The sequence below is a fragment of the Sphingobium sp. RAC03 genome, from assembly GCF_001713415.1.
In the GTDB taxonomy this organism is placed as follows: domain Bacteria; phylum Pseudomonadota; class Alphaproteobacteria; order Sphingomonadales; family Sphingomonadaceae; genus Sphingobium.
In genome coordinates this window covers 423003-448144 of sequence record NZ_CP016456.1, presented here as the reverse complement: position 1 = coordinate 448144, position 25142 = coordinate 423003, and the positions used below count along the sequence as shown (strand labels likewise).

Genomic DNA, 25142 nt, shown 5'->3' with positions numbered 1-25142 from the left:
TCAGTAACCATAGAGGGCGCATGTTCTGACGATCGACTACACGTCGGAGGGCATGAACATGGGTACGAGTGCAAAACCAGCAGACGGCGCCATCACCTTGGCGGAACTGCGCGAGTTCGCGAGCTTCTCGTCTGCCACGCAACGTTATATTCGCCGGTCGCTCGACATCGGCCTGCATCGCCGCGACGCGATGAAGCTATGGTCGCGCGACATGGTCGAGGAAGCCTCCATCCGGGCGCAAGCGCGCATCTATGGGCGGCTGGACGAGATCAAGGCGCGGGTGCCCGACGATAGCGGGTTGGAGCAGGTGGAACCGTTCATGGCCCCGCTGGTGACCATCTCCGCCTTCGATCTGGGGCAGGACCGGCTGGCGAGCTTTTCCTCCTATCGTTTCCTATACGAGCGGCTTCTGGGCGCGGGTGCGCGGCCCTGGCTGCCCGGTGCCTTTTGCGCGGCGGCGAGCCTGCCGCATCTTCACCCTGAAAAGCGGCGCATCTTGTTGCAGTCGATCAGCGAGGCGGCGGCGACGGCGGCGGGCTGGTCCAATCGTGAGCCGAGCTTCTACCCCGAATGGGTCGAGAAGGTCGATCTGAGCAAGGCGAACTGACACTGGACGTTGATGCCCGCATCCGGGGGGAGGCGGGGATTGGCGAAACTGACGGCGCAGCGGACGTGGTTCGCTGCGCCGTTGTCATATCGGGGGTTGGCCTGGTCCGGGTCGGCCATAGGGGAGCGAAACGATGCGGATGATGGGCAAGATCGCGGCTATGGCTTCGATCCTGATCGGATCGGTGGCGACCCCATCGGTTGGGGCGGCCCCTGCGGCTGTCGTGCGCGATGTCGGCGTCGGCGATCCGCAGCGGCGGGCGATGCTGGATGCGTTGCGGCCACAGATTGCGCGTGACCTTGGGCAACCAGTGCAATTCGTGGTGCGGGCCTTGCGCGTGCAGGGCGACTGGGCCTTCGCCCATGTCGTGCCGCAGACGACGGCCGGTGATGCGATCGATTTTACCCGGACGCGCCATGCCGAGCGGTTGCGCACCGGGATGCTCGATGGGCCGGATGTTTATGCGCTGTTGCAGCGGACGGGCAGTGCGTGGCGGGTCCGCGATTTCGTCGTGGGGCCGACAGACGTGGCCTATCTGGCATGGCCCGACGCCCATGGCGCGCCGCCCGCGCTATTCGAGGGGGCGGACTGAGCCTGCGGCTCAGCGCTTGCGATAGCGGAAATACCAGACTTCATGGCCCAGCCGCCGGGCCTTGGCCTCATAGCGGGTTTCGGGCCAGCCGCCGGGGCGGGTGAGGAAATCCTTGGGGTCGCTGGCCAGCCAGTCGAAATCGGGATGGCCGTTCATCACCATCAGCGCCCAGCGCAGATAGACAGGGTGATCGGTGCCGAAGCGGAATTCGCCGCCGGGCTTGAGCTTGCGCGCGATCATCGCGACCGGGCCGGGGTTCATCATCCGGCGCTTGGCGTGGCGCGCCTTGGGCCAGGGGTCGGGATGGAGCAGATAGACGAAGCTGAGCGATCCGTCGGGGATGCGGCTCAGCACGGTCAGGGCATCGCCCATATGGAGGCGGACATTGCCGAGCGCGCCGTCGCGAATATGGCCAAGCGCGGTGACGACACCGTTCAGGAACGGCTCGCAGCCGATGAAGCCATGGTCGGGCAGCAGATCGGCGCGCCAAGCCATATGCTCGCCGCCGCCGAAGCCGATCTCGAAATGGAGTGGGCGGTCATAGCCGAACAGATCAGCGGCGGTGATCGGGCCTTCGTCCGGCACGGACACGGCGGGCAATAGGGTATCGACCAGTTCCTGCTGCGCTTGGCGCAGCTTGTGCCCCGACTGGCGGCCATAGAGGCGGTTGAGCGTGGTCGGATCGCCGGGTTTATGCGCTGTCATGGGGCGGCCGCTTAGCGGGCGCGGGCGTGCGGGGCAAGGGTCAGAGGCCGAGCAGGGGCCAGAGGACCATGCCGAGACCGATCAGGCTGACGAGGAAGATCAGCGTGCGGATCATCGGGATGCCGAGCGCGTAGACGGGGAGATAGGCGAGGCGCGCGCCGAGCCAGATCCAGGCGCCGAGCGCGGTCGTGTCGCTGGTGCGGTCGGCGAGGACCACGCCGATCAGCGCGACCATGGCGATCGGCAGGGTTTCCTGAAAATTGGCCTGGGCGCGGGTGAGGCGTCCGGCGAGGGGATGGAGCGGCGGGAGTTTTTCGTCGCGCGCGCCCATGTTCCAGCGCGGGCCATATTGTTTGGTCTTGAAATGCGCCGCTGCGAAGATGTGGACGAGCAGCAGGACCATCGACCATGCCAGTATCGTCAGTTCGACAGCCATAGCGCGCGCCTCCATTGGGATAAGGGGCGCACGCTATGGCATTGCGGCGGGCGCGACAAGCGCTGGATGCGGCGCGCGCTTAGAGGCTAAAGCCGACGCGGGCGATCAGCCGGTCGCCGGCATGGGTGCGGGCGGGGCCGTCGATGCTGCTGCCGGCATAGCGGATGCCGGCGAACCATTGGCCGCGATACCAGTCGAGCGCGACGCCATGGTCCCAATAATTGCCATCGGGGCGGAGGCGGGCGGCGGCGAGGGGATCGCGCACGCTGCCCGACGAGCGGCCGACATGGCCCGATACGGTGAAGGGCGTGCCGGGGACGGCGACGGCGGCGGCGGCGGAGACATAGAGATTGTCGCCGCCGATCGCCGATTGGCGCGGGGCATAATGAGCGGCGATATCGACGCTGGCCGGGCCGATGAGGAAGCCCGCCTGTGCGCCGACTTCGCCATAGCCCTGATCCGAGGCACCGGGGAAAAGATGATAGCGGCCCTGGGCGGTCAGCCGCCAGCCGCCAATCTGCTGCGACCAGCTTGGGCCGATGTCGATCGCCGCGTCGGCGCCGCCATGGCGGGCGCTGCCCCATAGGGTGGTGGCTGCGCCATCGAGGCTGAGGCCGGAGGTGACGGGGACGGACAGGGTGCTGCGCAGCACCGGATCGCCATCGCTCCAGCTGAGGCCCCGGCGGCGTTCGTCGCTGGCGGCTTCGATCGTGGCGGCAAGGCCGCGATCCTGCGCGACCGCGGGAAGGGCATGGACGGCGAGCCCGAACGCTGTTGCCCATGCCACCCGCATTCTTGTGGGATCAGTTCGACGCAAGCGCGCGCACCGAATCCAGTTCGGCCATCAGCGGCGCGCGATCGCGCTCCGCCATTGCGACCAGCGTCGATTGGATGCGATCGCCATGCTGGGCCAGCACCCGCTGTTCCAGCCGGTCGTCGCGTGCGCAGGCACCGGCTTCGCTGCCGGAAAAGCGCGTATCGCTGGCGAGGGTGCGGGCGAGCGCGGGGCCATGGTCGAGCTTGCGATCGACGACGACCGTTGCGGTCCACTTGCACCGCTGCATGTCCATGCGGTTGGGCGTCTTTGCGCCCACGGTACGCGCTTCGACATCGGCGCGGGCGGTGTAGAGCGCCTGCATCGACGTGCCATGATGATCGAGGGTTACGCTATGCGTGGCGGCAGCGGCCGCCAGCGCGATGAGAGTTAGGCTCATTATCATTCTCCTGCGTTGCGGCGTCGGGCTATGTTGTCCGATCGCCTGCCGCGGATGTAGGTCCGCACTGTTGCCAGCTCATTGCCGAAGGGCAACAAAGTCCTGCCTGGTCACGCCGCAGCCTTGGCCAGCCCCTTCGACAATTGCAGCGCGCCGTTGAGCCGCGCGGCGGAATCGGCCCAGGCGCGGTTGACCACGATCTTGCTGTCGGGGCGCAGCCGGGCGACGCCGTCGAGCCGCTGGACATAGGCGATGAGGCCCGCCGGATTGGGGAAACTGTCTTCGAAGAAGCTGACCAGCGCGCCCTTTTGCCCGACATCGATCTTGGCGATATTGGCCTTCACGCAATTCTGCTTGATCTCGATGATCTTGAGCAGGTTTTGGGTTGGCGCAGGCAGCTTGCCGAAACGGTCGATCAGTTCGGCGGCGAAGGATTCGAGCGCTTGGCGGTCCTCCAACTCGTTGAGGCGGCGATAGAGACCCATGCGGAGGTCAAGGTCGGGGACATAATCGTCGGGGATCATGATCGGCGCATCGACGCTGATCTGGGGCGAGAAGCTGTCGCGGCGGATTTCGAGGCCGACCCCGCCCGCCTTGGCATCGATGATCGCTTCCTCCAGCATCGATTGGTAAAGTTCGAAGCCGACTTCGCGGATATGGCCCGACTGTTCGTCGCCGACGAGATTGCCCGCGCCGCGAATGTCGAGATCGTGGGAGGCGAGCTGGAACCCTGCGCCGAGCGTGTCGAGGTCGGACAAGACCTTCAAGCGCTTTTCCGCCGTCTCGGTAATGATGCGGTTGGCGGGCGTCGTCATATAGGCATAGGCGCGCGTCTTGGACCGGCCGACCCGGCCGCGCAGCTGATAGAGCTGGGCGAGGCCGAAACGGTCAGCGCGGTGGATGATGAGCGTGTTGGCGCTGGGGATATCCAGGCCGGATTCGACGATGGTGGTCGAGAGCAGCACATCGTAGCGCTTGTCGTAGAAGGAGGACATGCGTTCCTCCACTTCGGTCGCCGACATCTGGCCATGGGCGACGACGGCCTTGATTTCGGGGACTTCGTTGCGCAGAAACTCTTCAATCTCCGTCAGGTCGGCGATGCGGGGAACGACGAAGAAGCTCTGCCCGCCGCGATAATGTTCGCGTAGCAGTGCTTCGCGGATGACGATGCCGTCCCAGGGCATGATATAGGTGCGGACCGCGAGGCGATCGACCGGCGGGGTCTGAATGACCGAGAGTTCGCGCAGGCCCGACATCGCCATTTGCAACGTGCGCGGGATCGGCGTGGCGGTCAGGGTGAGGACATGGACGTCGGTCTTCAAGGACTTCAAGCGTTCCTTGTGGGTGACGCCGAAGCGCTGTTCCTCATCGACGATGACGAGGCCGAGCCGCTTGAAGTCGATGCCCTTGGTCAGCAGCGCATGGGTGCCGACAACAATATCGACCGTGCCGTCGGCGAGGCCCGCTTTGACCGCCTTCGCCTCCTTGTCGGTGACGAGGCGGGAGAGGCGACCGATATTGACGGGGAAGCCGCGGAAGCGTTCCTCGAACTGCATATGATGCTGGCGCGCGAGCAGGGTGGTGGGGCAGATGAGGACGACCTGCATCCCCGCCATCGCCGCGACGAAGGCGGCGCGCAGGGCGACTTCGGTCTTGCCGAAGCCCACGTCGCCGCAGACGAGGCGATCCATCGGCTTGCCCGATCCCAGATCCTCGATCACGTCGCTGATCGCGCGGTCCTGATCCTCGGTTTCCTGATAGGGGAAGCGATCGACGAAGGCGGGGTAGCCCGCGACATCGGGCTCGGCGACGGTGGCGGCGCGCAGTGCGCGTTCGGCGGCGGTCTTGAGCAATTCACCCGCGATTTCGCGGATGCGCTCCTTCATCTTGGCCTTGCGCCGCTGCCAGGCTTCGCCGCCCAGCTTGTCGAGGCCCACGCCATCGCTGTCCGATCCGTAGCGGGAGAGGACTTCGAGATTTTCGACCGGCACGAACAGTTTGTCGCCACCCGCATAGCTGAGCGCTACGCAGTCATGCGCCGTCTTGCTGACCGGAATCTGGGTCAGCCCTTCATAGCGGCCAATGCCATGGTCCATGTGGACGACGAGGTCGCCGGGCGACAGGGTGGCGAGTTCCGCAAGGAAGGCGTCGGTATTCTTCTTGCGCTTGGCGCGGCGGACGAGCCGGTCGCCCAGCATATCCTGTTCGGTCAGGACCGCGACGTCGGGCGCGGCAAAGCCATGGTCGAGCGGCAGGACGGTGAGCGTCACGCTGCCATTGGCGGCGATGCCGAGCGCTTCCTGCCAGCCATCGGCGGCGGCGAGGCGCTTGACTCCATGGTCGAGCAGCAGGCCGGACAATCGTTCGCGCGCGCCGCCCGAATAGCTGGCGATCACTACCTTTTTCTTCGCGCGTTGCAGCGCGGCGATATGTTTGCCGACCGCTTCGTAGATGTTGATATTCTGCGCGCGTTCGGGGGCGAAGTCGCGCGGGCCATCGACCGCGAAGTCCAGCACCTCGGCGCTGGCCGGCTCGTGGAAGGGGGTGGTGGCGTGCATCGGCCGGGTGGCGACGGCTGCGTTCCATTCGGCGGCGTCGAGATAGAGCAGGTCGGGCTTCAATGGCCGATAGGCACCGGGGTCGGAGGTTTTGGCCTGGACCCGGTTGGCATGATAGTCGCGGATCGCCTCGAACCGGGCATCGGCGGCACCGGCGACGCCATGGTCGCGGATGATGACGGTGTCCGCGCCGATATGGTCCGCGAGCGGCACCAGCTTGTCCTCGAACAAGGGCAGCCAATGTTCCATGCCCGCGAGGCGTCGGCCTTCGCTGACCGCCTGATAGAGCGGATCGCCGGTGGCGGTCGCGCCGAAGGTTTCGCGATAGCGGCTGCGGAACCGCTTGATGGTTTCCTCGTCCAGCAGCGCTTCGGAAGCGGGGAGCAGGGTGAAGCCGTCGATGCTGCCGGTGGTGCGCTGATCGGCGGCGTCGAAGCGGCGGACGGTTTCGATCTCGTCGCCGAAAAAGTCGAGGCGGAGCGGTTGCTCTTCGCCGCCGGGGAACAGATCGACAATGCCGCCGCGAATGGCGAACTCGCCGCGATCATGCACGGTGTCGGTGCGGACATAGCCATTGCCCTGGAGCATCGCGGCGAGGCGCGTGATCGCGATTCGCTCCTTGGGCGCGAGATGCGCGACCAGTTGCCGCACGCGGAAGGGGGTGAGCGTCCGCTGCGTCATGGCGGCGAGCGTGGTGACGACCAGCTGCGGTGCCTTGGGTGCGGCCTGCAGCGCGTGCAGGCCCGCCAGGCGCGCGGAGGCGGCGCGCAGCGAGGGGCTGGCCCGGTCATAGGGCAGGCAGTCCCAGGCGGGGATTTCGATGATCCCGATCTCCGGCGCGAAATAATGGGCGGTGTCGGCGATGGCGCGCATCTGCTGCTCATCGGCGGCGATGAACAGCGCGCGGGCCTGGCCCGATCCATAGGCCGCGCGGGCGATGTCAGCGAGCAGCCAGGGTTGGAACCCGGCAGGGACGCCCGACAGGGTCAGCGGGGCTTTGGCGCGGAGGATGGTTTGGAGATCGGTCATATGTTCGCTCTTAAATCCTCCCCTGGAAGGGGAGGGGGACCACGAAGTGGTGGAGGGGTGTCGCCCCATCGACAGGGTGACACCCCTCCGTCTGGCCTGCGGCCAGCCACCTCCCCTGCAAGGGGAGGATGATCAGTTTTCGATCTTTACGAAATCGAGTTTCAGGAATTTGTCCATCATCGGGCCTTTCCATTGGTCGGGCACGGGGATGGTGCCCAAGGCCCAGCCGATGATGTCGGCATCCTGTTCGTCCATGAAGCGTTCGAACCAGGCGATGTCGGCTTCGTCCCATTCGGCATGATAGCGTTCGAAATAGCCGCCGACGGTATAGTCCGCCTCGCGCGTGCCACGGTGCCAGGCGCGGAATTTCATGCGGCGCATCTGGGGATTTTCGTTCATGGTCATTCCCATTTCCGTTCGTCCTGAGTAGCCATTGAGCGAAGGCGAAATGGCGTATCGAAGGGCCGGTGCTTCGATACGGGTCTTCGACTTCGCTCAGCCCCTACTCAGCACGAACGGGAGTAGGGTTGAGCAAAAACAGCCGGGCCGAACGTGCGTTTGAGTATATGTCCTGCCTGGAGTAGAGCGCAGCAGATAGACATGCGACCCGATATTCTCAATCCGCTCTTTGCCGAAATCTCTGTCCTTAAGGGCATTGGCCCGGCGCTGGCCCGCCCGCTGGAGCGGCTGGGGCTGGCGCGTGCGGTCGACATCGCCTTTCACCTGCCGGTCAGTTGGGTCGACCGGCACCTGACCGACGAACTGGACATGGCCGATGCGGGGCGGGTGATCGGCATCGAACTGACGCCGGTGGACTATAAGGCCAGCGGCGGCGCGCGGACGCCGTTCCGGGTGCAGGCGACCGACCGATACGGCAATTATGTGTCGCTCGTCTATTTCGGCAAGAATAGCGGTTGGCCGCGCAAGCTGTTGCCGCTGAACGAGCCTAAATTCGTGTCGGGCAAGCTGGAAAGCTATGGCGAGACGCTCCAGATCGTGCATCCCGATGTGCTGCCGCCAGAGGAAGCGGGCAGCGTTCCTGCACGCGAATCGGTCTATGGCCTGTCCGACGGATTGACCAACAACCGGATGCGCGATCTGGTGGCGCAGGTGCTGGCCCGTGCGCCGGACCTGCCCGAATGGATCGAACCCAGCCTGCTGGCACGCAAGGGCTGGCCGGGGTGGCGCGACGCGCTGGCGCGCATCCATGCCGATCCGTCCGACGCCCAGGCGCGCGAGCGGCTGGCCTATGACGAGATTTTGGCGGGCCAGTTAGCGTTGATGCTGGTGCGGCAATCGTCGCGGCGGCGGCGGGGCGTGCCGATCGCGGGCGACGGGCGGCTGCGGGCGATGCTGAAGCTGCCCTTCGCGCCGACCGGGGCGCAGCGGCGCGCGTTCGGCGAGATTGAGGGCGACATGGCGCAGGCGACGCCGATGCTGCGCCTGCTGCAGGGCGATGTGGGGTCGGGCAAGACGCTGGTGGCGCTGATGGCGCTGCTCAATGCGGTCGAAGCGGGGATGCAGGGGGCGATGCTGGCCCCGACCGAGATATTGGCGCGGCAACATTATGAGACGCTGCGCAAGATGGCGTCGGGATTGCCGGTCGAGATCGCCATCCTGACCGGGCGCGACAAGGGCAAGGTGCGCGAGGCGACGTTGATGGGGCTGGCCGATGGCAGCATCGACATATTGGTCGGCACCCATGCGATCTTTCAGGAAAAGGTGCAGTATAAAGCGCTGGGGCTGGCGGTGATCGACGAGCAGCATCGCTTTGGCGTGGCGCAGCGGATGATGCTGGCCAACAAGGCGGCGCAGGCGCCGCATCTGCTGGTGATGACGGCAACGCCGATCCCGCGCACGCTGACGCTGACCTATTATGGCGAAATGGAAGTGTCCAAGCTGGACGAGATGCCGCCGGGGCGGCAGCCGATCCAGACGGTGGTGATGGCCGCGACGCGACTGGACGAGGTGGTCGATGCGCTGGCCCGCCATGTGGGGGCCGGGGGGCAGGCCTATTGGGTGTGCCCGCTGGTCGAGGAAAGCGAAACCAGCGATCAGGCCGCGGCCGAGGCGCGCGCGGAATCGCTGCGGCTGCGCTTTGGCGAGGCGGTGGGGCTGGTCCATGGCCGGATGAAGGGGCCGGACAAGGATGCCGCGATGGAGGCCTTTGCCGCCAACCGGACGCAGATATTGGTCGCGACCACGGTGATCGAGGTCGGGGTCGACGTGCCCAATAGCAGCCTGATCATCATCGAGGGGGCCGAACGCTTCGGCCTGGCGCAGTTGCACCAGTTGCGTGGGCGCGTGGGGCGTGGCGACAAGCCGTCGGTCTGCCTGCTGATCCGGGGCGGCGCGCTGGGCGAGACATCGCGCGCGCGGCTGGCGTTGATGCGCGAGACCAATGACGGATTTCTGATCGCCGAGGAAGATTTGCGGCTGCGCGGCGCGGGCGAAGTGCTGGGCACGCGGCAGTCGGGCGAGGCGGCGTTGAAGCTGGCGACGCCCGAACATATGGCCGCGCTGATCGACCCGGCGCGCGATGACGCGAGGCTGCTGATCGATCGCGACGGCGGGCTGGACAGTGCGCGCGGGCAGGCAGCGCGGGTGTGCTTGTATCTGTTCGAGAAGGATGCGGCTGTGGGGTTGCTGCGGGGGGGGTGACGGGAGGCAATTATTGCCCTCTCCCGCCTTCGCGGGAGAGGGCTAAGAAGAACAGGCCGTTGGCTGAGTGCGATGGTGGGTTGCAGCGCGCGTGGGCGTGAAAGAAGGAAGCCGAGGTCGGCAACCATGCTGCGCCTGCGAAACAATCGGCCTGCTGCCGCGTTTTTGCGGGATGGACCTGAGCCTGACCCATATCACATCGACGGCAGCCGTTTCGATCGCTCTCGCTGTCGCTTCGGCCTTTCTCATTCATTGGGCGCTCTACGCGATCGCGTTGCGCCTGGTGCAGCAGCGGATGGACCCGGTGTTGTTGCCGGCGCTGTTTCAGCCGACGCGGTGGCTGGTGGTGTTGCTGGCGCTGGGGGCGGGGGTGCAGCCGCTGGAGTTGGGGCCGCGCGTCGAGGGGCTTTGGTCGATCGGGTCGAAGATGGTCTTCGCGCTGCTGGTCGGCTGGCTGCTGTTCCGGCTGATGCGCGCGACCCGCGTGATGATCGAGCGCAGCGTCGACATCAACGCTGAGGATAATCTGAAAGCGCGCCAACGCCATACCCGCGTCCGCATCCTCTATCGTGTCGCGCAGAGCGTCATCGCAGTGCTGGTGATCGCGATGATATTGATGGCGATCCCCGGCGTGCGGACGATCGGCGTGACGCTGGCGGCGTCGGCCGGTCTGGTCGGTTTGGCCGTTGGTGCGGCGGCCCAGCCAGCGCTCAAAAATCTGATCGCGGGCATCCAGATGGCCTTTTCCGAGCCGATCCGGCTGGACGATGTGGTGATCGTCGAGGGCGAATGGGGGCGGATCGAGGATATTACGCTGACCTTTGTCGTGGTCCGCATCTGGGACGATCGGCGGATGGTGGTGCCGGTATCCTATTTTCTGGAAAAGCCGTTCCAGAACTGGACGACCAAGACGTCGGACCTGTTGGGCACCGTGTTCCTTTATGTCGATCCGACCGCCGATGTGGCGCGTATCCGCGAGAAGCTGGTGGAAGTGACGACCGCCAACGCGCGCTGGGACAAGCGGGTCGTGCTGTTGCAGGTGACCGACCATCGCGCCGATGCGCTGGAACTGCGCTGCTTGCTGTCGGCGCGCAATGCCGGGGTGGCGTTCGACCTGCGCTGCGATGTGCGCGAGGCGATGTTAGACTTTTTGCGGACCGAGATGCCCGAAGCGCTGGTGCGCGGGCGGCAGCGGATCGAGGCGGCGGAGGGGGCGGCGATGGTGCCTTTTACCAGGCCGTCCGACGCGGCGGGATGAGCGCCATCAGCGCGTCATAGATGCGCGGCTTGATCGGCTCGATGAACTCCATGCCGATCCGGCCATCTTCGACCCAGCGTATGTCGGCGGGCATGTCCTGCACCAGCGGGAGCCACACGGTCACGCGCTCGCCCACGGATACCCTCTCGTCGCTGCGGCACATGAGGCCGAGCGGCGAGAGGTTGATGATCCGCACGCTATGGGCGTGGTGCCCGGCGGTGACATGGCTGACCAGGTCAACAAGATCGCGGCGCGCCCGGCGCTGATCCACGGCGGGATCGCGGGATTGCAGGACGTGGTTCAGACTGGAAAGGAGGTTGGACATAGGCGCAACCTGCCGTTTCCGTTATGAACGGCATGCTGCCAGAAGCGGTTAACGTCGGCCTAAGACTCTATTCCCCGTCAGGCGACGATCATGCCGTGCTTTTTCGCGCCGAAACTCACTTTGTCGCCTGCGTTCAGCGTCATGGCCGGATCGGTCACGACCTGCCCGTTCACGCGAATCGCGCCTTCGGCCAGCTTGCGCCGGACTTCCTTGTTCGATGGCGCAAAGCCAAGCGCCGTGATCGCCTGCACCACGGTCAGGCCGTCGGCGCCGAGGCTGACGGTCGGCAGGTTGGCGTCGGACGCGCCTTCCTCGAACGTCTTGCGCGCGGTTTCGGCGGCGGCTGTGGCGGCGTCCGTGCCATGCGCCATGGCGGTGGCGGCATCGGCCAGTATTTTCTTGGCCTCGTTGATCTCCGCGCCCTGCGCCGCTTCCAGCCGGGCAATCTCGTCGAGCGGCAGGTCGGTGAACAGGCGCATGAAGCGGCCGACATCGGCATCCTGCGTGTTGCGCCAGAATTGCCAATAGTCGTAGGGCGAGAGCGTATCGGCATTGAGCCACACCGCGCCTCTGGCGGTCTTGCCCATCTTGCCGCCATCCGCCGTGGTGATGAGCGGGGAGGTGAGGCCGAAAACCTGGGTGCCATCGACCCGGCGGGCGAGTTCGATGCCGTTGACGATATTGCCCCATTGGTCCGACCCGCCCATTTGCAGGCGGCAGGAGGCGCGGCGCGACAATTCCAGAAAGTCGTAGGCCTGCAGGATCATGTAATTGAATTCGAGGAAGCTGAGCGATTGTTCGCGGTCGAGCCGCAGCTTGACCGAATCGAAGCTGAGCATCCGGTTGACCGAGAAATGCTGACCGATGTCGCGCAGGAACGGGATATATTCGAGCTTGTCGAGCCAGTCGGCATTGTCGACCATCACCGCGTCGGTCGGGCCATCGCCGAATGTCAGGAAGCGTTCGAATACGCGCTTGATGCTCGCGACATTGTCCGCGATCTTTTCGTTGGTCAGCAGCGAGCGGGCTTCGTCGCGCAGCGAAGGATCGCCGATCTTGCCGGTGCCGCCGCCCATCAGGACGATCGGCTTGTGCCCCGCCTGCTGCATCCGCCGCAGCATCATGATCTGCACCAGGCTGCCGACATGAAGCGAGGGCGCGGTGGGATCGAAGCCGATATAGCCCGGCACCACCTGGCTTACGGCCATGGCGTCGAGGCCGGCCGCGTCGGTTAGCTGATGGATGTAGCCGCGCGCTTCGAGCAGGCGCAGAAGATCAGACTGATAGTTGCTCATGGGCCGCGCCTGTAGCATTGGCGATGCGTGGCGAAAAGTCCCTCATCCGTTCGGGCTGAGCTTGTCGAAGCCCCTTTCTTGTTTCAGAACGGCCCTTCGACAGGCTCAGGGCGAACGGAGTACGAGGAATGCTGGCAATTGGCCTGATGTCCGGAACGTCGCGCGACGGGATCGACGCGGCGCTGATCGAGACGGATGGGGCGGGGGCGGTGACGCCGGTCGCTTTTCACGCCAAAGCCTATGAGGACGGGTTTCGCGTGCGGCTGGCGGAAAGCTGCACGCGGGCGATGGCGATGGACGCGCCGGGATTCGAGCCGCTGATCGCATCGGTCGAGAGCGAGCTGACCGAGTTGCATGTCGAGGCGGTCGCGGACCTGCTGGGACGCAGCGGGCATGTGGCGCAGGATATTGGCGTGATCGGCTTTCACGGCCATACTGTGGCGCACCGGCCCGATCGGGGCTGGACCTGGCAGATTGGCGACGGGGCGGCACTGGCGGGGGCGTTCGGCATTACGGTGGTGGGCGACCTGCGCAGCGCTGATGTGGCGGCGGGCGGGCAGGGCGCGCCGCTGATGCCGGTCTATCATCGCGCGCTGGCGGAGGGGCTGACGAAGCCCGCCGCGATCCTGAACCTGGGCGGCGTGGCCAATATCACCGCGATCGGGACGGACGGCGATCTGGTCGCGTTCGACACCGGCATGGCGAGCGGGCTGATCGACAATTGGATGCAGGCGCAGGGCGATGCGGCCTATGACGAAGGCGGCGCGGTGGCGGCGCTTGGCCAAGTGGACGAGGCGCGGCTGGCGGCGATGCTGGCCGATCCCTGGTTCGATTTGCCACCGCCCAAGAGCATCGACAGGGAAGCGTTCACGATCGACGCGGTGCTGGGCCTGAGCCTGGAGGACGGCGCGGCGACGCTGACCGCTTTTTCGGCCGCAGCGGTGGCGCGCGCGATCGACCATCTGGCGGTACGCCCCGCCTGCATCCATGTCGCGGGCGGGGGGCGGCATAATGCAACCTTGATGGCGATGTTGCGGGCGCGGACGGGGTTGGATGTGGTGCCGGTCGATGGCCTGGGCTGGGACGGCGACGCGCTGGAGGCGCAGGGCTTTGCCTATATGGCGGTGCGGTCGATGCTGGGGCTGCCGATCAGCTTTCCGGGGACGACGGGGGTGCCGGAGCCGATGACGGGTGGGGTGGTGTTCAAGGCGTAAAGGGGCGGTCTCGTCCTTTTGGGAACGAGACCGCCTGCCGCTTCAGGCAATTGTCTTTTCGACCGTCAGTTTCTCGTCCTTTTGCATGGCCGTGACGGCGCTGTCGATCTGCGCAAGGGCGGCATCCCGTTTTGCGATCAGGTCGGACCTGCTCGCCAGCAAGTCCATTGGGGTCGCGCTATCATTTGTGACCACCTTGCTGGGATCAGCCCCATTTTTGCGCATTGTTTCAATGCTGCTATCAAGCGTGTTCAGCGCCGTTTCGAACGTGCCGGCAACCTGAGCGCGTTTTTCCTGCAACGTCGCGAGATGACATTCGAACAAAGCGGCTGTGCGTTGAGCGGCTGTTTCCTTTTGACGAGCCGCCAGCGCCATGGCGTCAGAGCCGAGTTCGTCGCCGCGCGACTTGAGCTTTTCTGCTTCAACTACGAAATTGCGCAGCGTGACTTCGGGGATTTTTACGAACCATTCCTTCCGGTCGGAGTGAATTTCGGGAATATCCAATTTGAAGTCGGTGCGGGCCATTTTCGTTTCGGGTATATGCATTTTAATTTCGCGTCGCTCCATTGTCGTGACAGGAACGTGGGTGATGATATCGCTCCACTCGACTTTACACTTGGGAATCCAGCCCTTTGTGCAGCGAAATTCGGGATATTGACCTACCTTCTTTGCTACCATCGTAATTACGGGTTCATCCCATGACATCGTCCGCAAATTCATCGTTACCTGTGGCAGGTCGAGCGACATCGGTTTCGTCTTTATCACAACGGTCGGGATATCGAAAATTAATTTCTGCTCTACCATCTTTATATCGACGGTGCCGGATATTTCCGCCTTGCCTGCATCATTTTTGATGCTTTCAGATCGACTGGTAAGGTCTTCCTGATCCTTGGCGAACAAGGTGGTGATTTCGTTGATCGCAGCCTCTTGTGCGGTACATTCATTGTCTTGCGCCAGCGCGACCGCTGGAAAGGAAAGAGCGAGTGCAGGAATAATATAGACGGCACGCATGAGTCTTCTCCCACCTGTTATGGCAAGAGGAAGGCTGGTCCCATATCGCAAACGTAACAACGAGAGTCTGGACCGTTTCGATGCCAACTGTCGCGCGGCACCGAAATCTATCCGATATGGATCAATCTACCGCTTCCGCGTCAATTCCCGCATCGCTTCGTCTATCCCCTCGATCGTCAGCGGGTACATGCGATCGTTCATCAGGTCGCGGATCAGGCGGGTGGACTGGCTATAGCCCCAATGGGCCTGCGGCGCGGGGTTGAGCCAGACGGTGGCGGGATAGGTGTGGGCGACCCGTTCGAGCCAGACCGCACCCGCTTCCTCGTTCATATGTTCGACCGATCCACCCGGATGGCTGATCTCATAGGGGCTCATCGCCGCGTCGCCGACGAAAATCACTTTATAATCATGGCCGTATTTGTGGAGAATGTCCCAGGTCGGCGTGCGTTCGGCGAAGCGGCGGCGATTGTCCTTCCACACGCCTTCGTAGAGGCAATTGTGGAAGTAGAAAAATTCCAGATTCTTGAATTCGCCCGTCGCCGCCGAGAATAATTCTTCGCAGAGCGTGATGAACGGGTCCATCGATCCGCCGACGTCAAGGAAGAGCAGCAGCCTGACCGCATTATGCCGTTCGGGGCGCATGCGGATGTCGAGCCAGCCCTGGCGTGCGGTGCCGCGGATGGTTTCGTCGAGGTCGAGTTCGTCTGCCGCGCCCTCGCGCGCGAAGCGGCGCAGGCGGCGCAGCGCGACCTTGATGTTCCGGGTGCCCAGTTCCTTGGTGTTGTCGAGATTGGCGAAGTCGCGCTTTTCCCAGACCTTGATCGCGCGCTTGTGCCGGGATTCGCCGCCGATGCGGACGCCTTCGGGATTATAGCCGCCATGGCCGAAGGGCGAGGTGCCGCCGGTGCCGACCCATTTATTGCCGCCCTGATGCCGCCCCTTCTGCTCCTCCAGCCGCATTTTCAGCGTGTCCATGATCTCGTCCCAGTCACCCAGCGACTTGATCTTCTCCATCTCTTCCGCGCTCAGATATTTTTCCGCGACGAGGCGGAGCCATTCTTCGGGGATGTCGGCTTCGACACCTTCCGCGCCGAACACGCCTTTGAAGACTTGCGCGAAGACCTGGTCGAAGCGGTCGAGCAGGCCCTCATCCTTCACATAGGTCGCACGGGCGAGATAATAGAAATCCTCCGGGCGGCGAGCGATGACGTCGCGGTCGAGCGCTTCGAGGAGCAGCAGATGCTCCTTGATGCTGGCGGGAATGCCCGCGGCGCGCAGGGCGTCGAGAAAGTTGAGCAACATGGGAAGGCTTGTCGGACAGCGCGCGCGTCGATGCAAGCCGGTCGCGCGATCAAGGCACCGACAATAGCGGCAGCACAATATTAAGTGTTGCAGTGCAGGGTTAATCAGTCACTATCCAGACATAATTGACGTTGCGGGGCGCGCTTGAAAAACGGGGACTTACTGGCCGATTTGGGCGAAAGGTCGGGCGACATTGCATTGCAATGCAGCGAAACGGCCGGGTTTCTGGGCGCGCTCAATCACCGCATCCAGGGCGATGCCGCGCAACTGGCGGACTTGCAGGCGAATATGGATGCGCTGGCGGCCAGCCATGGCGAGAGCGTGACGGCGGCACAGGAATTGCGCCTGACCGCGCGGCGGGCCGGGCAGATCATTGCCGAGGGGCATGACGTCATCACTCTGTCGATCGGCGAGCTGACCGGCCTGGTCGAGCATGTCACCGGGCTGGAAGGACATTTGCGCCAATTTCTCAGCGTGATCGAGGCGGTCGGCGACGTGTCCGACGAACTGGGCGCGATCGCGCGGCAGACGCGGTTGCTGGGCGTCAATGCCGCAATCGAGGCGGCGCGCGGGGGCGCAGCGACGCAGGGCTTTGCCGTGGTTGCGGACGAGATCCGGCGGCTGGCGGGACAGGCGGGGGAATCGGCTGCGTCGGTCGGTGACAAGCTGGGCCAGCTTGATCGCGATGCGCGCCAGCTGATCGGCGGGGTCGAAGCCAACATCGTGCGCGGGCGCGGCGTCGGCACTCATATCGACCGGCTGCGGCTGAGCATGGCCGAAATCGCATCGCTGGTGGCGCAATTCGGCGAGCGATCCGAGACGATCGTCGCCTGCACCGATGCGGCGGATGGCGATGTCGCGGCGCTGCGCCATGGCCTGACGACGTTCCGCCGGTCGGCCAGCGAAAGCGCGGCGCGGGCGGATGAGGCGCGGGTGCAGCTCGAAGGGCTGGAGTCCATGGCCAATGCGATGCTCAACAGCGCCGCGCACGGGCCGCAACGCACGCGCAACAGTCGCTATATCGCGCTGGCCGAGGAGGGCGCGGAGGAGATCGGCGCGTTGATCGAGCAGGGGTTGGCGGACGGGCATATCGGCACGGCGCAGCTATTTGATGTCGATTATCGGCGCGTCGCAGGGTCGGACCCGGCACAATATCAGACTGGCTTTACCGCCTTTGCCGACGCGATGCTGCGCCCGGCGCTGGACCGGCATACCGCGCAGGACAGCGCGATCGTGGGCTGCTGCCTGATCGACATGAACGGCTATCTGCCCACCCATATCAGCGCACGAAGCCAGCCGCAGCGGCCCGGCGCGCATCACTGGAATATGGAACATGCGCGCAACCGCCAGATTTTCATGGACAGCCAGACCCGCCGTGCGCTGGACGGTGAGGGCGATTTCTTCCTCTATACCTATCGCCAGGATCTGGGCGAAGGCCGCTATCGCGCGCTGCGCAGCGTGTTCGTGCCGCTGCTGTTCGGCGGGCGGCGTTGGGGCCTGTATGAGGTGGGCTATCTGATCTGATTGGCCTGCACCATCTTCACTTCCCCGTTTGCGGTGTAGGCGGCGGTGGCGCTGGCTTTGGCGGTGTGTGGATCGTCGCCGTCGAGGATGGCGGCGACCTGGCGGGGGCTGGGGACGCGGTCGTAGGTGCCGTAGAGGTCGGTCTGGCCGACCATGTGGATCGACAGCTTATAGCCTGTACCGCTGGTGGCGGGATCGAAGGCGAGGACGGTGCCGCTGTCATCGACGGGCACGATGATCGCGCCGTCAGCGCGGCCGACCTGTTGCAGCATGTCGTAGCTACCCTGCGCAGTGGTGACGGTGCCGCGCACGCAAAGCGCATCCTTGCCCTCGCGTGGCATGCGGACCTCTTGCGGCACGGATTCGCCGGTCCCGGCCCTGCGAGTGAGGCGGGCGTCCTTGCTGGCGGCGACCGGGCAGGCATCGAACCGGGCAGGGGCGGTGGCGTGCAGCGAGGTCGGATCGTCCAGCGTCATCTGTGCGAGCATGCCATCCAGCCCGGCCAGCACTTCGGCGCGGCGATCGGTGGGGCCGGTGACGCGGATCTTGGCGATCCAGCGGCCGGCATGGACGAAGCCCGCCGCCGTGGTCAGCGCGCCATCGGCCGCATCATCATAGACGGCGCGGATGGCGCGATCGGCCTGGCCCGCGACGGGCGCGCTGGCATAAGCGGTGCGGCGAGTTTTGGGGCCGAAACGCTCCATTACCGCCTTGTCGGTCATATAGGCAGCGAGCGAGGCGTCGGCATAGGTCGGCAGATAGACGTAGAGCGTCGCCTGCACCGCGCCATCCTGCGAGACATATTGCGCATAATTGTCCACGCCGCGACCGCCATTGGAGGCCTCGCCGCTCTTGGTGAGCGAGAGGGTGGCGATGCTGTGCGGTAGGCTGATGCCAGCGGCGCTCGCGCGGATGCTGCTATCGGTCGGCGTCCAGGCTTCGAGCGTATCTTCGGCCTGCGCGGCAAAGGGTGCGGCCAGACAGAGGGCGGCGGTAAAGAGAAAAAGGGCGCGCTTTGGCATTGGCATCCAGCTCCTGATCCAGACCGTCTTGGCGCGGCGTTGAATAGTTACAGGAAGGCTACAGACAATGCGCGCGGGTGCAAGCGGATTCGCGCGAGATTAGGGAGATCTGCGTTGGGGTGAGCCGTTACCGGCCCTGACGCCGCGCCATGAAGGCGAGGCGTTCGAACAGCATGATGTCCTGCTCATTCTTGAGCAGCGCGCCGTGGAGCGGGGGGATAGCCTTGGTCGGGTCGCTATTCTGGAGGACGTCGAGCGGCATATCCTCGTTCAGCAGCAGCTTGAGCCAGTCGAGCAATTCGCTGGTCGAGGGCTTTTTCTTGAGGCCCGGCACATCGCGAATCTCGTAGAAAATATCCATCGCCTTGCTCACCAGGATTTTCTGGATGCCGGGGAAATGGACATCGACGATCGCCTGCATCGTCTGGCGGTCGGGGAATTTGATATAATGGAAGAAGCAGCGGCGCAGGAAGGCGTCGGGCAGTTCCTTTTCATTATTCGAGGTGATGATGACCACGGGGCGATCAGCGGCTGCGATCGTCTCGCCGGTTTCATAGACATGGAAGGCCATGCGATCGAGTTCCTGCAACAGATCGTTGGGGAATTCGATGTCGGCCTTGTCGATTTCGTCGATTAGCAGCACGGGGAGGGTCGGGGACGTGAACGCCTCCCACAATTTGCCCTTGCGGATATAATTGGAGATTTCGTGGACGCGCGGGTCGCCGAGTTGGCCATCGCGCAGGCGGGCGACGGCGTCATATTCATAGAGACCCTGATGCGCCTTGGTCGTCGATTTGACGTTCCATTCGATCAGCGGTGCGCCAAGCGCGGTCGCGATTTCCTGCGCCAGCACGGTCTTGCCGGTGCCCGGTTCCCCCTTCACCAGCAGCGGGCGGCGCAGCAGCACGGCAGCGTTGACCGCGACCTTCAGATCGTCGGTGGCGACATAGTCCTGGGTGCCTTCAAAACGCATCATCGTCCGCCTGCTTAGCCTGTCACTGTGGCGGGACTAGGCAAAGCAGCGCGTGGGCGCAAGCCGTGTGGGCGGTATCGGTGGGGTTCAGTCCTGCCGCGCGCGCACATCGGCGCGGGCGGCGAGCAAGTCCCACAGGCCGCGATGCTGGTTGAGCAACTGACGTGCGCCGAACTGGATCGCCCGGTCCACGCCATCGTCGCCGCCGATCGCGCGGGCGACATCGAGCGTGGCGGCGCGGTCGGGCAGGGTGCAGGCATGGGGTTCGATACCCGCGCGCAGGGCAGCGATATCAAGCACCTGGCGCACGGCGCGCCAGTCGAGCACCAGCGCCATCGCCGCGCCCATGGCACAGCCACGCCGGTCGGACTGGGCGAGCATATCGAGCGCGTGGCGTTGCTGGCTGACGGCGGTTTCGCAATCGGCCTGGCCAGCAGTGCTGGGGACAGGACCGGCGGCGACGGTGACCTGGGTGATATAGGCGCGTTCGGCAGCGAAGGCGTCGGCGGCCTCGATCAGCCAGGTGCGCGCGGCATTATCGGCCGAGCGGGTGGCCGCATGATCGATGACACCAGGATGGCGGCCATGAAGCAGGCAGAGATAATAAGCCGCATCCGCAAGGTCGCCGAGCGACAGCAGCGTGTCACGGGCAATGCCAGTCCCCGCGCGCAGCGCATAGCTATGCGCTGCGGTGCCATCGGCAGCGACCAGCGCCTCCAATATCCGCGCGATATCGCCAAATTGGTAGCGGGGTGCCGCTTCACTCATGCCAGGATTCCTGTCTTGCCCGATCCGCCGACGGGCTTCGCAACGCAGGTTAAGCAAAAGGGGGTAAAGAAGCGGTTTACGCCGACATAAAAAAGGGCGGCCCGAAGGCCGCCCATTTTCATGTCGCTGAAAAGCGGCAGATTATTGGTCGAGGAAGCTGCGCATCTTGCGGCTGCGCGAGGGGTGTTTGAGCTTGCGCAGCGCTTTCGCCTCGATCTGACGGATGCGTTCGCGGGTCACGCTGAACTGCTGGCCGACTTCCTCCAGCGTATGATCGGTGTTCATGCCGATGCCGAAACGCATGCGCAGCACGCGCTCTTCGCGCGGGGTTAGGCTGGCGAGGACGCGGGTGACCGTTTCCTTGAGGTTCGCCTGGATTGCGGCATCCACCGGGATGATGGCATTCTTGTCCTCGATGAAATCGCCGAGGTGACTATCTTCCTCGTCGCCGATCGGCGTTTCGAGGGAGATCGGCTCCTTGGCGATCTTCATCACCTTGCGCACCTTCTCCAGCGGCATGGAGAGGCGCTCGGCCATCTCTTCCGGGGTCGGTTCGCGGCCCTGCTCGTGCAGGAACTGGCGGCTGGTGCGGACCAGCTTGTTGATCGTCTCGATCATATGGACCGGGATACGGATGGTCCGCGCCTGATCCGCGATCGAACGGGTGATCGCCTGCCGGATCCACCAGGTCGCATAGGTGCTGAACTTGTAGCCGCGGCGATATTCGAACTTATCGACCGCCTTCATCAGGCCGATATTGCCTTCCTGAATAAGATCCAGAAATTGCAGGCCGCGATTGGTGTATTTTTTGGCGATCGAGATGACGAGGCGCAGATTGGCTTCGACCATTTCCTTCTTGGCGATGCGCGCTTCGCGTTCGCCCTTTTGCACCATGTTGACGATGCGGCGGAATTCGCCGAGCGACATGCCGGTCGCCTGCGCGATTTCGCTGACTTCGTTGCGGATGCGTTCAACCGCGCGCGCTTCGGCGGCGGCGAAGGCGGCCCATTTCTTGTCGATGCCGCTGACCCGGTCGAGCCAGGCATCGTCCAGTTCGAAATTGACGTAGCGGTCGAGGAAGTCCTTTCGGCTGACCTTATGGCGCTCGGCCAGACGCAGCATCTGCCCGCCCAGCGCGGTCAGGCGCCGGTTATAGGCATAAAGCTGATCGACCAGATATTCGATCTTCTGCTGATGGAACTGGACGCTCTCGACCTGCGCGGTCAGGCTTTCGCGCAATTCCTGATAATCATCCTCATCCTTCTGGCTCAGCACTTCGCCCGTACCCATGGCGAGCATGCGCGAGGATTGAATGGCCGAGAAGGCGCGGAAGATTTCGGTGATGGTGGCGAACTTCTCCAGCGCGATCGGCTTGAGCGTTTCTTCCATCTGGGCGAGGGAGAGGGTGTTGTCCTCTTCCTCTTCCTCTTCGACGCGGCGGGGGCGGCGTTCATTGCCGTCCTCATCCTCATCGGCGTCGGCGGATTCTTCCTCTGGCTCTTCTTCTTCCTTGAAGCTGGGACCAGCGGTCTTCTCGCTGATCTCGCCATCATCATCCTCGGCGCCCTCCTCCAGGCTTTCCGGGGCAGGGTCTTTGGACAGCATGGCGTCAAGATCGAGGATTTCGCGCAGCTGCATTTCGCCATTGTTGAGCGCAGTCGACCATTCGATGATCGCGTTGAAGGTGGTCGGGCTTTCGCACAGACCCAGGATCATGGTGTCGCGGCCAGCCTCGATCCGCTTGGCGATGGCGATTTCGCCCTCACGGCTGAGCAGTTCCACCGCGCCCATTTCGCGCAGATACATGCGAACGGGATCGTCGGTACGATCGACCGTTTCCTTCTTCTTTTCAGTGACCAGGCGCGGCGAGCCATCGTCATCGTCCGCCGCCTCGTTGGCGTCGTCGTTGTCGTCCTCGCGCTGCTGGTCCTCGCCATCTTCGCTGGCTTCTTCATTTTCGACGATGTTGACGCCCATGTCGTTGAGCGCGGACATGACATCTTCGATCTGCTCGGAGGACATCTGGTCCTGCGGCAGGGCGTTGTTCAGCTCGTCATAGGTGATGTAGCCACGCTTTTTGGCGCGGGCGAGCAGCTTCTTGACCGAGGCTTCGTTGAGGTCGAGCAGGGGCGCATCGCCACCTTCATCCCCACCATCGCCTGCACCCGCCGCATTCTTGCTGTTCGCCTTGGTCGCCATTTATTCGCCTTAACTCCGCCGCTCCCTCTGGCGGGAGCGATCAATTCCAATGCATCGTCCGCCAAAGGGACGCTCCGTTCAAACCTTGCCGCCCCGCTAGGGAACGACCCGTTCAAACAATGTCTTCGGGCTGCGCCAGTTCCGCCAGTCGACGGTCATGGTCGGCCTTGAGCGCCAGCAAGCGCTGTTGCTCAGCGAGATTTTCCTCGCTGACGTCGCTCTTGAACCGCCGTGTCGCCTCCGCCAGCGCTGCCTCAAGCTCCGGTCCCTGCGCCATCACCCGAATGGCCTCCTCCAGATCGCGCGCAAGGCGATCCGGGTCAGCGATCATCTTGTGAGGGGTGAGTGTGAACGTGTCGGCCCGGAGCATCCCTTTAGCCATATTATACACTTCACCTGCCCCCAATATGGTAAGGAGGCCCTGTGTTTCAACAGTTTCTTTGCGTAGCGACGCACTAATCATCGAATCGGCCAGCCGGGCGAGGATGGGATCGCCGATCGGCAGGCCCGCCAGCGTCTCGCGATGCAGCGCAATCTGGTCGGGATGGCGCAAAAGGCCCGCCAGAATCGCGCGCAAAAGCCGCTGTTCCATGCCGCTGGCACCGATGGCGCGGACCTCATGGCCCGCCGGGCCGATCGGCGCTTTCCAGTTTCCGCGCTTGTCGCGCTGCCAGCGGGCCGCGCCGTTGCCGCCGCCGGAGCCGCGCGCCGTGGGGGTGAAAGCGGGGCGGGCGAAGAAGAGCGCGTCATAGCGTTCGCGAAACGCGTGCGCGTAGTGGGCGCGGACGTCGGAGTCCGCGATCGCATCGGTCAGCGCGCGCAGCCGCTGTTTGAGCGCGGCTTTCTGCTCCGGCGTGTCGAGTGGGGCGATGCTCTGCTCATGGCTCCACAGACGCTCCACCAGCGGCTGTGCGGCGTCCAGCACCGCGTCCATCGCCGCCGGGCCGCTGGCGCGCAGCAGGTCGTCTGGGTCTTGCCCCTGGGGCAGGGTGGCGAAGGCGAGGCTGTGGCCGGGGCGCAGCAGCGGCAGGGCGCGGGTGGCGGCACGGATCGCCGCCTTCTGCCCCGCCGAATCGCCATCGAAGCACAGGATCGGCACCTCGACCATCTTCCACAGCCGTTCGATCTGATGCTCGGTCAGTGCCGTGCCGAGCGGCGCGACGGCATCGCCAAAGCCGGCCTGCGCAAGCGCGATCACGTCCATATAGCCTTCGACCACGATCACGCGGCCGGTCTGGCGACTGGCGGGGGAGGCGCGGTCGATATTATAGAGGGTGCGGCCCTTGTCGAAGAGCGGGGTGTCGGGGGAGTTGAGATATTTGGGCTCACCCTGACCCAAAATCCGTCCGCCAAAAGCAATCGTCCGCCCGCGAATGTCGCGGATCGGCAGCATCAGGCGACCGCGGAACCGATCATAGGGTTCGCGCTTTTTGGCCCGGTCGCTGTCCGGTTCGGCGGCGTCGGGGTCGATCAGCAGCCCCGCTTCGACCAGCATCGGATCGCCATAATCCTTGAGCGCGGTGCGCAGCCGCCCACGACTGTCGGGCGAATAGCCAAAGCCGAAGGCGCGGCGGGCGGCGTCGCTGATGCCGCGCTTGCCGAGGTAAGCGCGCGCCTCCGCCCCCTCGATCGCGTCGAGTTGCGCGGCGAAGAAATCCTGCGCGGCGGCCATCGCGTCGTGCAGGCCCTTGGCCGCTTCGGCGCGTTTGGCGGCGCGCGGATCGGGTGCGGGCACATCCATCCCCGCCGCCTGCGCCAGTTCCTTCACCGCCTCCATGAAGGGCAGGCCGCGCTGATCGGTCATCCAGCGGATCGCATCGCCATGCGCGCCGCAGCCGAAGCAATGGTAGAAGCCCTTTTCATCATTGATCGTGAAGCTGGGCGTCTTTTCATTATGGAACGGACAGCAGGCCTTATACTCGCGCCCGGCCTTCTGCACCTTGATGGTGCGGCCGATCAGCGTGGACAGTGACGTGCGCATGCGCAGTTCGTCGAGGAAGGCGGGGGTTAGCGACATGGGAGATTAAAGCCCCTCCCTACTTAGGGAGGGGTTGGGGTGGGTGATCTTCTGCCTTGGCGGCAAGCCATTCGCCCGATCAAGAATGACGCTCAGCACCCCTTCCATATTGTCACGCACATCCGCATTGGAAAAGCGCAACACCAGATAGCCTTGATGGGCAAGATCGAAATCGCGGTCCCTGTCCTTGATTGCATCGTGGCGATCATCGTCGACTTCGACGATCAGGCCGATCGACGGGCAAAGGAAGTCGCAGATATAAGGCTCCACCACCGCCTGGCGCCGAAATTTGAAACCGCCCAGTTGGGACGCGCGCAGGGCGCTCCAGAGGCGGCGTTCATAGTCGGTGGGTTCGCGGCGCATGTCGCGGGCATATTGGCCTAGTCTGGCATTGATGCGTAGCGCCATCACCCACCCCAACCCCTCCCTAAG

22 protein-coding genes are annotated in these 25142 nt (G+C 64.4%); 6 read left to right on the top strand and 16 right to left on the bottom strand.

Features of this window, described 5'->3' with window-relative positions; translation table 11 throughout:
* The first annotated feature begins 58 nt into the window (after positions 1–58).
* Complete coding sequence (locus BSY17_RS06750; RefSeq protein WP_043154962.1) at positions 59–607, top strand: hypothetical protein; 549 nt, start codon at positions 59–61, stop codon at positions 605–607.
* Between the two features lie 139 nt (positions 608–746).
* The gene (locus tag BSY17_RS06745; RefSeq protein WP_171899199.1) at positions 747–1199 is read left to right on the top strand and encodes a hypothetical protein; all 453 of its coding nucleotides are present in this window, start codon (positions 747–749) and stop codon (positions 1197–1199) included.
* 9 nt (positions 1200–1208) lie between these two features.
* On the opposite strand, the gene trmB is transcribed toward BSY17_RS06745, so the two are convergent.
* The 6 genes from trmB to BSY17_RS06715 form a co-directional block, all read right to left on the bottom strand.
* Positions 1209–1904, bottom strand: coding sequence for a tRNA (guanine(46)-N(7))-methyltransferase TrmB (gene trmB, locus BSY17_RS06740; RefSeq protein WP_069064925.1), 696 nt, complete (start codon positions 1902–1904; stop codon positions 1209–1211).
* Positions 1905–1944: 40 nt separating this feature from the next.
* Entirely contained in the window at positions 1945–2340 is a 396-nt protein-coding gene (locus tag BSY17_RS06735; protein WP_037478795.1) for an MAPEG family protein, read from the bottom strand.
* A 79-nt stretch (positions 2341–2419) separates the two neighbouring features.
* Positions 2420–3133 (bottom strand): TorF family putative porin, encoded by a 714-nt coding sequence (locus BSY17_RS06730; RefSeq protein WP_069064924.1) that lies wholly within the window; start codon positions 3131–3133, stop codon positions 2420–2422.
* 10 nt (positions 3134–3143) lie between these two features.
* Entirely contained in the window at positions 3144–3554 is a 411-nt protein-coding gene (locus BSY17_RS06725) for a hypothetical protein (RefSeq protein ID WP_037476621.1), read from the bottom strand.
* Between the two features lie 110 nt (positions 3555–3664).
* The gene (gene mfd, locus BSY17_RS06720) at positions 3665–7141 is read right to left on the bottom strand and encodes a transcription-repair coupling factor (protein WP_069064923.1); all 3477 of its coding nucleotides are present in this window, start codon (positions 7139–7141) and stop codon (positions 3665–3667) included.
* A gap of 132 nt (positions 7142–7273) precedes the next feature.
* Positions 7274–7540, bottom strand: a complete 267-nt coding sequence (locus BSY17_RS06715) for an FAD assembly factor SdhE (RefSeq protein WP_069066829.1) — start codon at positions 7538–7540, stop codon at positions 7274–7276.
* A gap of 201 nt (positions 7541–7741) precedes the next feature.
* On the opposite strand from BSY17_RS06715, the gene recG reads away from it, so the two are divergent.
* Positions 7742–9802: an ATP-dependent DNA helicase RecG gene (gene recG / locus BSY17_RS06710; protein WP_069064922.1), complete on the top strand. Its 2061-nt coding sequence runs from the start codon at positions 7742–7744 to the stop codon at positions 9800–9802.
* 172 nt (positions 9803–9974) lie between these two features.
* Positions 9975–11060 (top strand): mechanosensitive ion channel family protein, encoded by a 1086-nt coding sequence (locus tag BSY17_RS06705; RefSeq protein ID WP_069064921.1) that lies wholly within the window; start codon positions 9975–9977, stop codon positions 11058–11060.
* Here the strand turns inward: BSY17_RS06705 and BSY17_RS06700 are convergent.
* On the bottom strand, positions 11032–11385 hold the full coding sequence (locus tag BSY17_RS06700; protein ID WP_069064920.1) for a PilZ domain-containing protein: 354 nt from the start codon (positions 11383–11385) through the stop codon (positions 11032–11034). The genes BSY17_RS06705 and BSY17_RS06700 overlap by 29 nt on opposite strands.
* Before the next feature lie 77 nt (positions 11386–11462).
* Positions 11463–12680 (bottom strand): tyrosine--tRNA ligase, encoded by a 1218-nt coding sequence (gene tyrS, locus BSY17_RS06695; RefSeq protein WP_069066828.1) that lies wholly within the window; start codon positions 12678–12680, stop codon positions 11463–11465.
* Positions 12681–12808: 128 nt separating this feature from the next.
* On the opposite strand from tyrS, the gene BSY17_RS06690 reads away from it, so the two are divergent.
* Positions 12809–13894 (top strand): anhydro-N-acetylmuramic acid kinase, encoded by a 1086-nt coding sequence (locus BSY17_RS06690; RefSeq protein ID WP_069064919.1) that lies wholly within the window; start codon positions 12809–12811, stop codon positions 13892–13894.
* A 42-nt stretch (positions 13895–13936) separates the two neighbouring features.
* Here BSY17_RS06690 and BSY17_RS06685 read toward each other — a convergent pair whose 3' ends face one another.
* Both BSY17_RS06685 and BSY17_RS06680 read right to left on the bottom strand, forming a co-directional pair.
* Positions 13937–14905: a hypothetical protein gene (locus tag BSY17_RS06685; RefSeq protein ID WP_069064918.1), complete on the bottom strand. Its 969-nt coding sequence runs from the start codon at positions 14903–14905 to the stop codon at positions 13937–13939.
* Positions 14906–15031: 126 nt separating this feature from the next.
* On the bottom strand, positions 15032–16207 hold the full coding sequence (locus BSY17_RS06680; RefSeq protein ID WP_069064917.1) for a vWA domain-containing protein: 1176 nt from the start codon (positions 16205–16207) through the stop codon (positions 15032–15034).
* 144 nt (positions 16208–16351) lie between these two features.
* Here BSY17_RS06680 and BSY17_RS06675 point away from each other — a divergent pair, with 144 nt between their 5' ends.
* Entirely contained in the window at positions 16352–17731 is a 1380-nt protein-coding gene (locus tag BSY17_RS06675) for a methyl-accepting chemotaxis protein (protein ID WP_069064916.1), read from the top strand.
* Here BSY17_RS06675 and BSY17_RS06670 read toward each other — a convergent pair.
* The 6 genes from BSY17_RS06670 to BSY17_RS06645 form a co-directional block, all read right to left on the bottom strand.
* The gene (locus BSY17_RS06670) at positions 17719–18753 is read right to left on the bottom strand and encodes a hypothetical protein (RefSeq protein WP_069064915.1); all 1035 of its coding nucleotides are present in this window, start codon (positions 18751–18753) and stop codon (positions 17719–17721) included. The two genes, BSY17_RS06675 and BSY17_RS06670, sit on opposite strands and share 13 nt — an antisense overlap.
* A gap of 127 nt (positions 18754–18880) precedes the next feature.
* Positions 18881–19726, bottom strand: a complete 846-nt coding sequence (locus BSY17_RS06665) for an AAA family ATPase (protein WP_037477788.1) — start codon at positions 19724–19726, stop codon at positions 18881–18883.
* Between the two features lie 87 nt (positions 19727–19813).
* Positions 19814–20494 (bottom strand): DUF6975 family protein, encoded by a 681-nt coding sequence (locus BSY17_RS06660; protein WP_069064914.1) that lies wholly within the window; start codon positions 20492–20494, stop codon positions 19814–19816.
* 141 nt (positions 20495–20635) lie between these two features.
* Positions 20636–22693 carry an RNA polymerase sigma factor RpoD gene (gene rpoD / locus BSY17_RS06655; protein WP_069064913.1) on the bottom strand — a complete coding sequence of 686 codons (2058 nt, stop codon included), beginning with the start codon at positions 22691–22693 and terminating at the stop codon, positions 20636–20638.
* Between the two features lie 112 nt (positions 22694–22805).
* Positions 22806–24710 (bottom strand): DNA primase, encoded by a 1905-nt coding sequence (gene dnaG, locus BSY17_RS06650; protein WP_069064912.1) that lies wholly within the window; start codon positions 24708–24710, stop codon positions 22806–22808.
* Positions 24711–24716: 6 nt separating this feature from the next.
* Positions 24717–25118, bottom strand: coding sequence for an endonuclease domain-containing protein (locus BSY17_RS06645; RefSeq protein WP_069064911.1), 402 nt, complete (start codon positions 25116–25118; stop codon positions 24717–24719).
* Positions 25119–25142: the final 24 nt, after the last annotated feature.

What these genes read in the sequence shown, in the direction of transcription:
- BSY17_RS06750 (WP_043154962.1), top strand. Translation starts at nt 59, where the DNA reads ATGGGTACGAGTGCAAAACCAGCAGACGGCGCCATCACCTTGGCGGAA.
- BSY17_RS06745 (WP_171899199.1), top strand. Translation starts at nt 747, where the DNA reads ATGATGGGCAAGATCGCGGCTATGGCTTCGATCCTGATCGGATCGGTG.
- trmB (WP_069064925.1), bottom strand. Translation starts at nt 1,904, where the DNA reads ATGACAGCGCATAAACCCGGCGATCCGACCACGCTCAACCGCCTCTAT.
- BSY17_RS06735 (WP_037478795.1), bottom strand. Translation starts at nt 2,340, where the DNA reads ATGGCTGTCGAACTGACGATACTGGCATGGTCGATGGTCCTGCTGCTC.
- BSY17_RS06730 (WP_069064924.1), bottom strand. Translation starts at nt 3,133, where the DNA reads ATGCGGGTGGCATGGGCAACAGCGTTCGGGCTCGCCGTCCATGCCCTT.
- BSY17_RS06725 (WP_037476621.1), bottom strand. Translation starts at nt 3,554, where the DNA reads ATGAGCCTAACTCTCATCGCGCTGGCGGCCGCTGCCGCCACGCATAGC.
- mfd (WP_069064923.1), bottom strand. Translation starts at nt 7,141, where the DNA reads ATGACCGATCTCCAAACCATCCTCCGCGCCAAAGCCCCGCTGACCCTG.
- BSY17_RS06715 (WP_069066829.1), bottom strand. Translation starts at nt 7,540, where the DNA reads ATGAACGAAAATCCCCAGATGCGCCGCATGAAATTCCGCGCCTGGCAC.
- recG (WP_069064922.1), top strand. Translation starts at nt 7,742, where the DNA reads ATGCGACCCGATATTCTCAATCCGCTCTTTGCCGAAATCTCTGTCCTT.
- BSY17_RS06705 (WP_069064921.1), top strand. Translation starts at nt 9,975, where the DNA reads ATGGACCTGAGCCTGACCCATATCACATCGACGGCAGCCGTTTCGATC.
- BSY17_RS06700 (WP_069064920.1), bottom strand. Translation starts at nt 11,385, where the DNA reads ATGTCCAACCTCCTTTCCAGTCTGAACCACGTCCTGCAATCCCGCGAT.
- tyrS (WP_069066828.1), bottom strand. Translation starts at nt 12,680, where the DNA reads ATGAGCAACTATCAGTCTGATCTTCTGCGCCTGCTCGAAGCGCGCGGC.
- BSY17_RS06690 (WP_069064919.1), top strand. Translation starts at nt 12,809, where the DNA reads ATGCTGGCAATTGGCCTGATGTCCGGAACGTCGCGCGACGGGATCGAC.
- BSY17_RS06685 (WP_069064918.1), bottom strand. Translation starts at nt 14,905, where the DNA reads ATGCGTGCCGTCTATATTATTCCTGCACTCGCTCTTTCCTTTCCAGCG.
- BSY17_RS06680 (WP_069064917.1), bottom strand. Translation starts at nt 16,207, where the DNA reads ATGTTGCTCAACTTTCTCGACGCCCTGCGCGCCGCGGGCATTCCCGCC.
- BSY17_RS06670 (WP_069064915.1), bottom strand. Translation starts at nt 18,753, where the DNA reads ATGCCAAAGCGCGCCCTTTTTCTCTTTACCGCCGCCCTCTGTCTGGCC.
- BSY17_RS06665 (WP_037477788.1), bottom strand. Translation starts at nt 19,726, where the DNA reads ATGCGTTTTGAAGGCACCCAGGACTATGTCGCCACCGACGATCTGAAG.
- BSY17_RS06660 (WP_069064914.1), bottom strand. Translation starts at nt 20,494, where the DNA reads ATGAGTGAAGCGGCACCCCGCTACCAATTTGGCGATATCGCGCGGATA.
- rpoD (WP_069064913.1), bottom strand. Translation starts at nt 22,693, where the DNA reads ATGGCGACCAAGGCGAACAGCAAGAATGCGGCGGGTGCAGGCGATGGT.
- dnaG (WP_069064912.1), bottom strand. Translation starts at nt 24,710, where the DNA reads ATGTCGCTAACCCCCGCCTTCCTCGACGAACTGCGCATGCGCACGTCA.
- BSY17_RS06645 (WP_069064911.1), bottom strand. Translation starts at nt 25,118, where the DNA reads ATGGCGCTACGCATCAATGCCAGACTAGGCCAATATGCCCGCGACATG.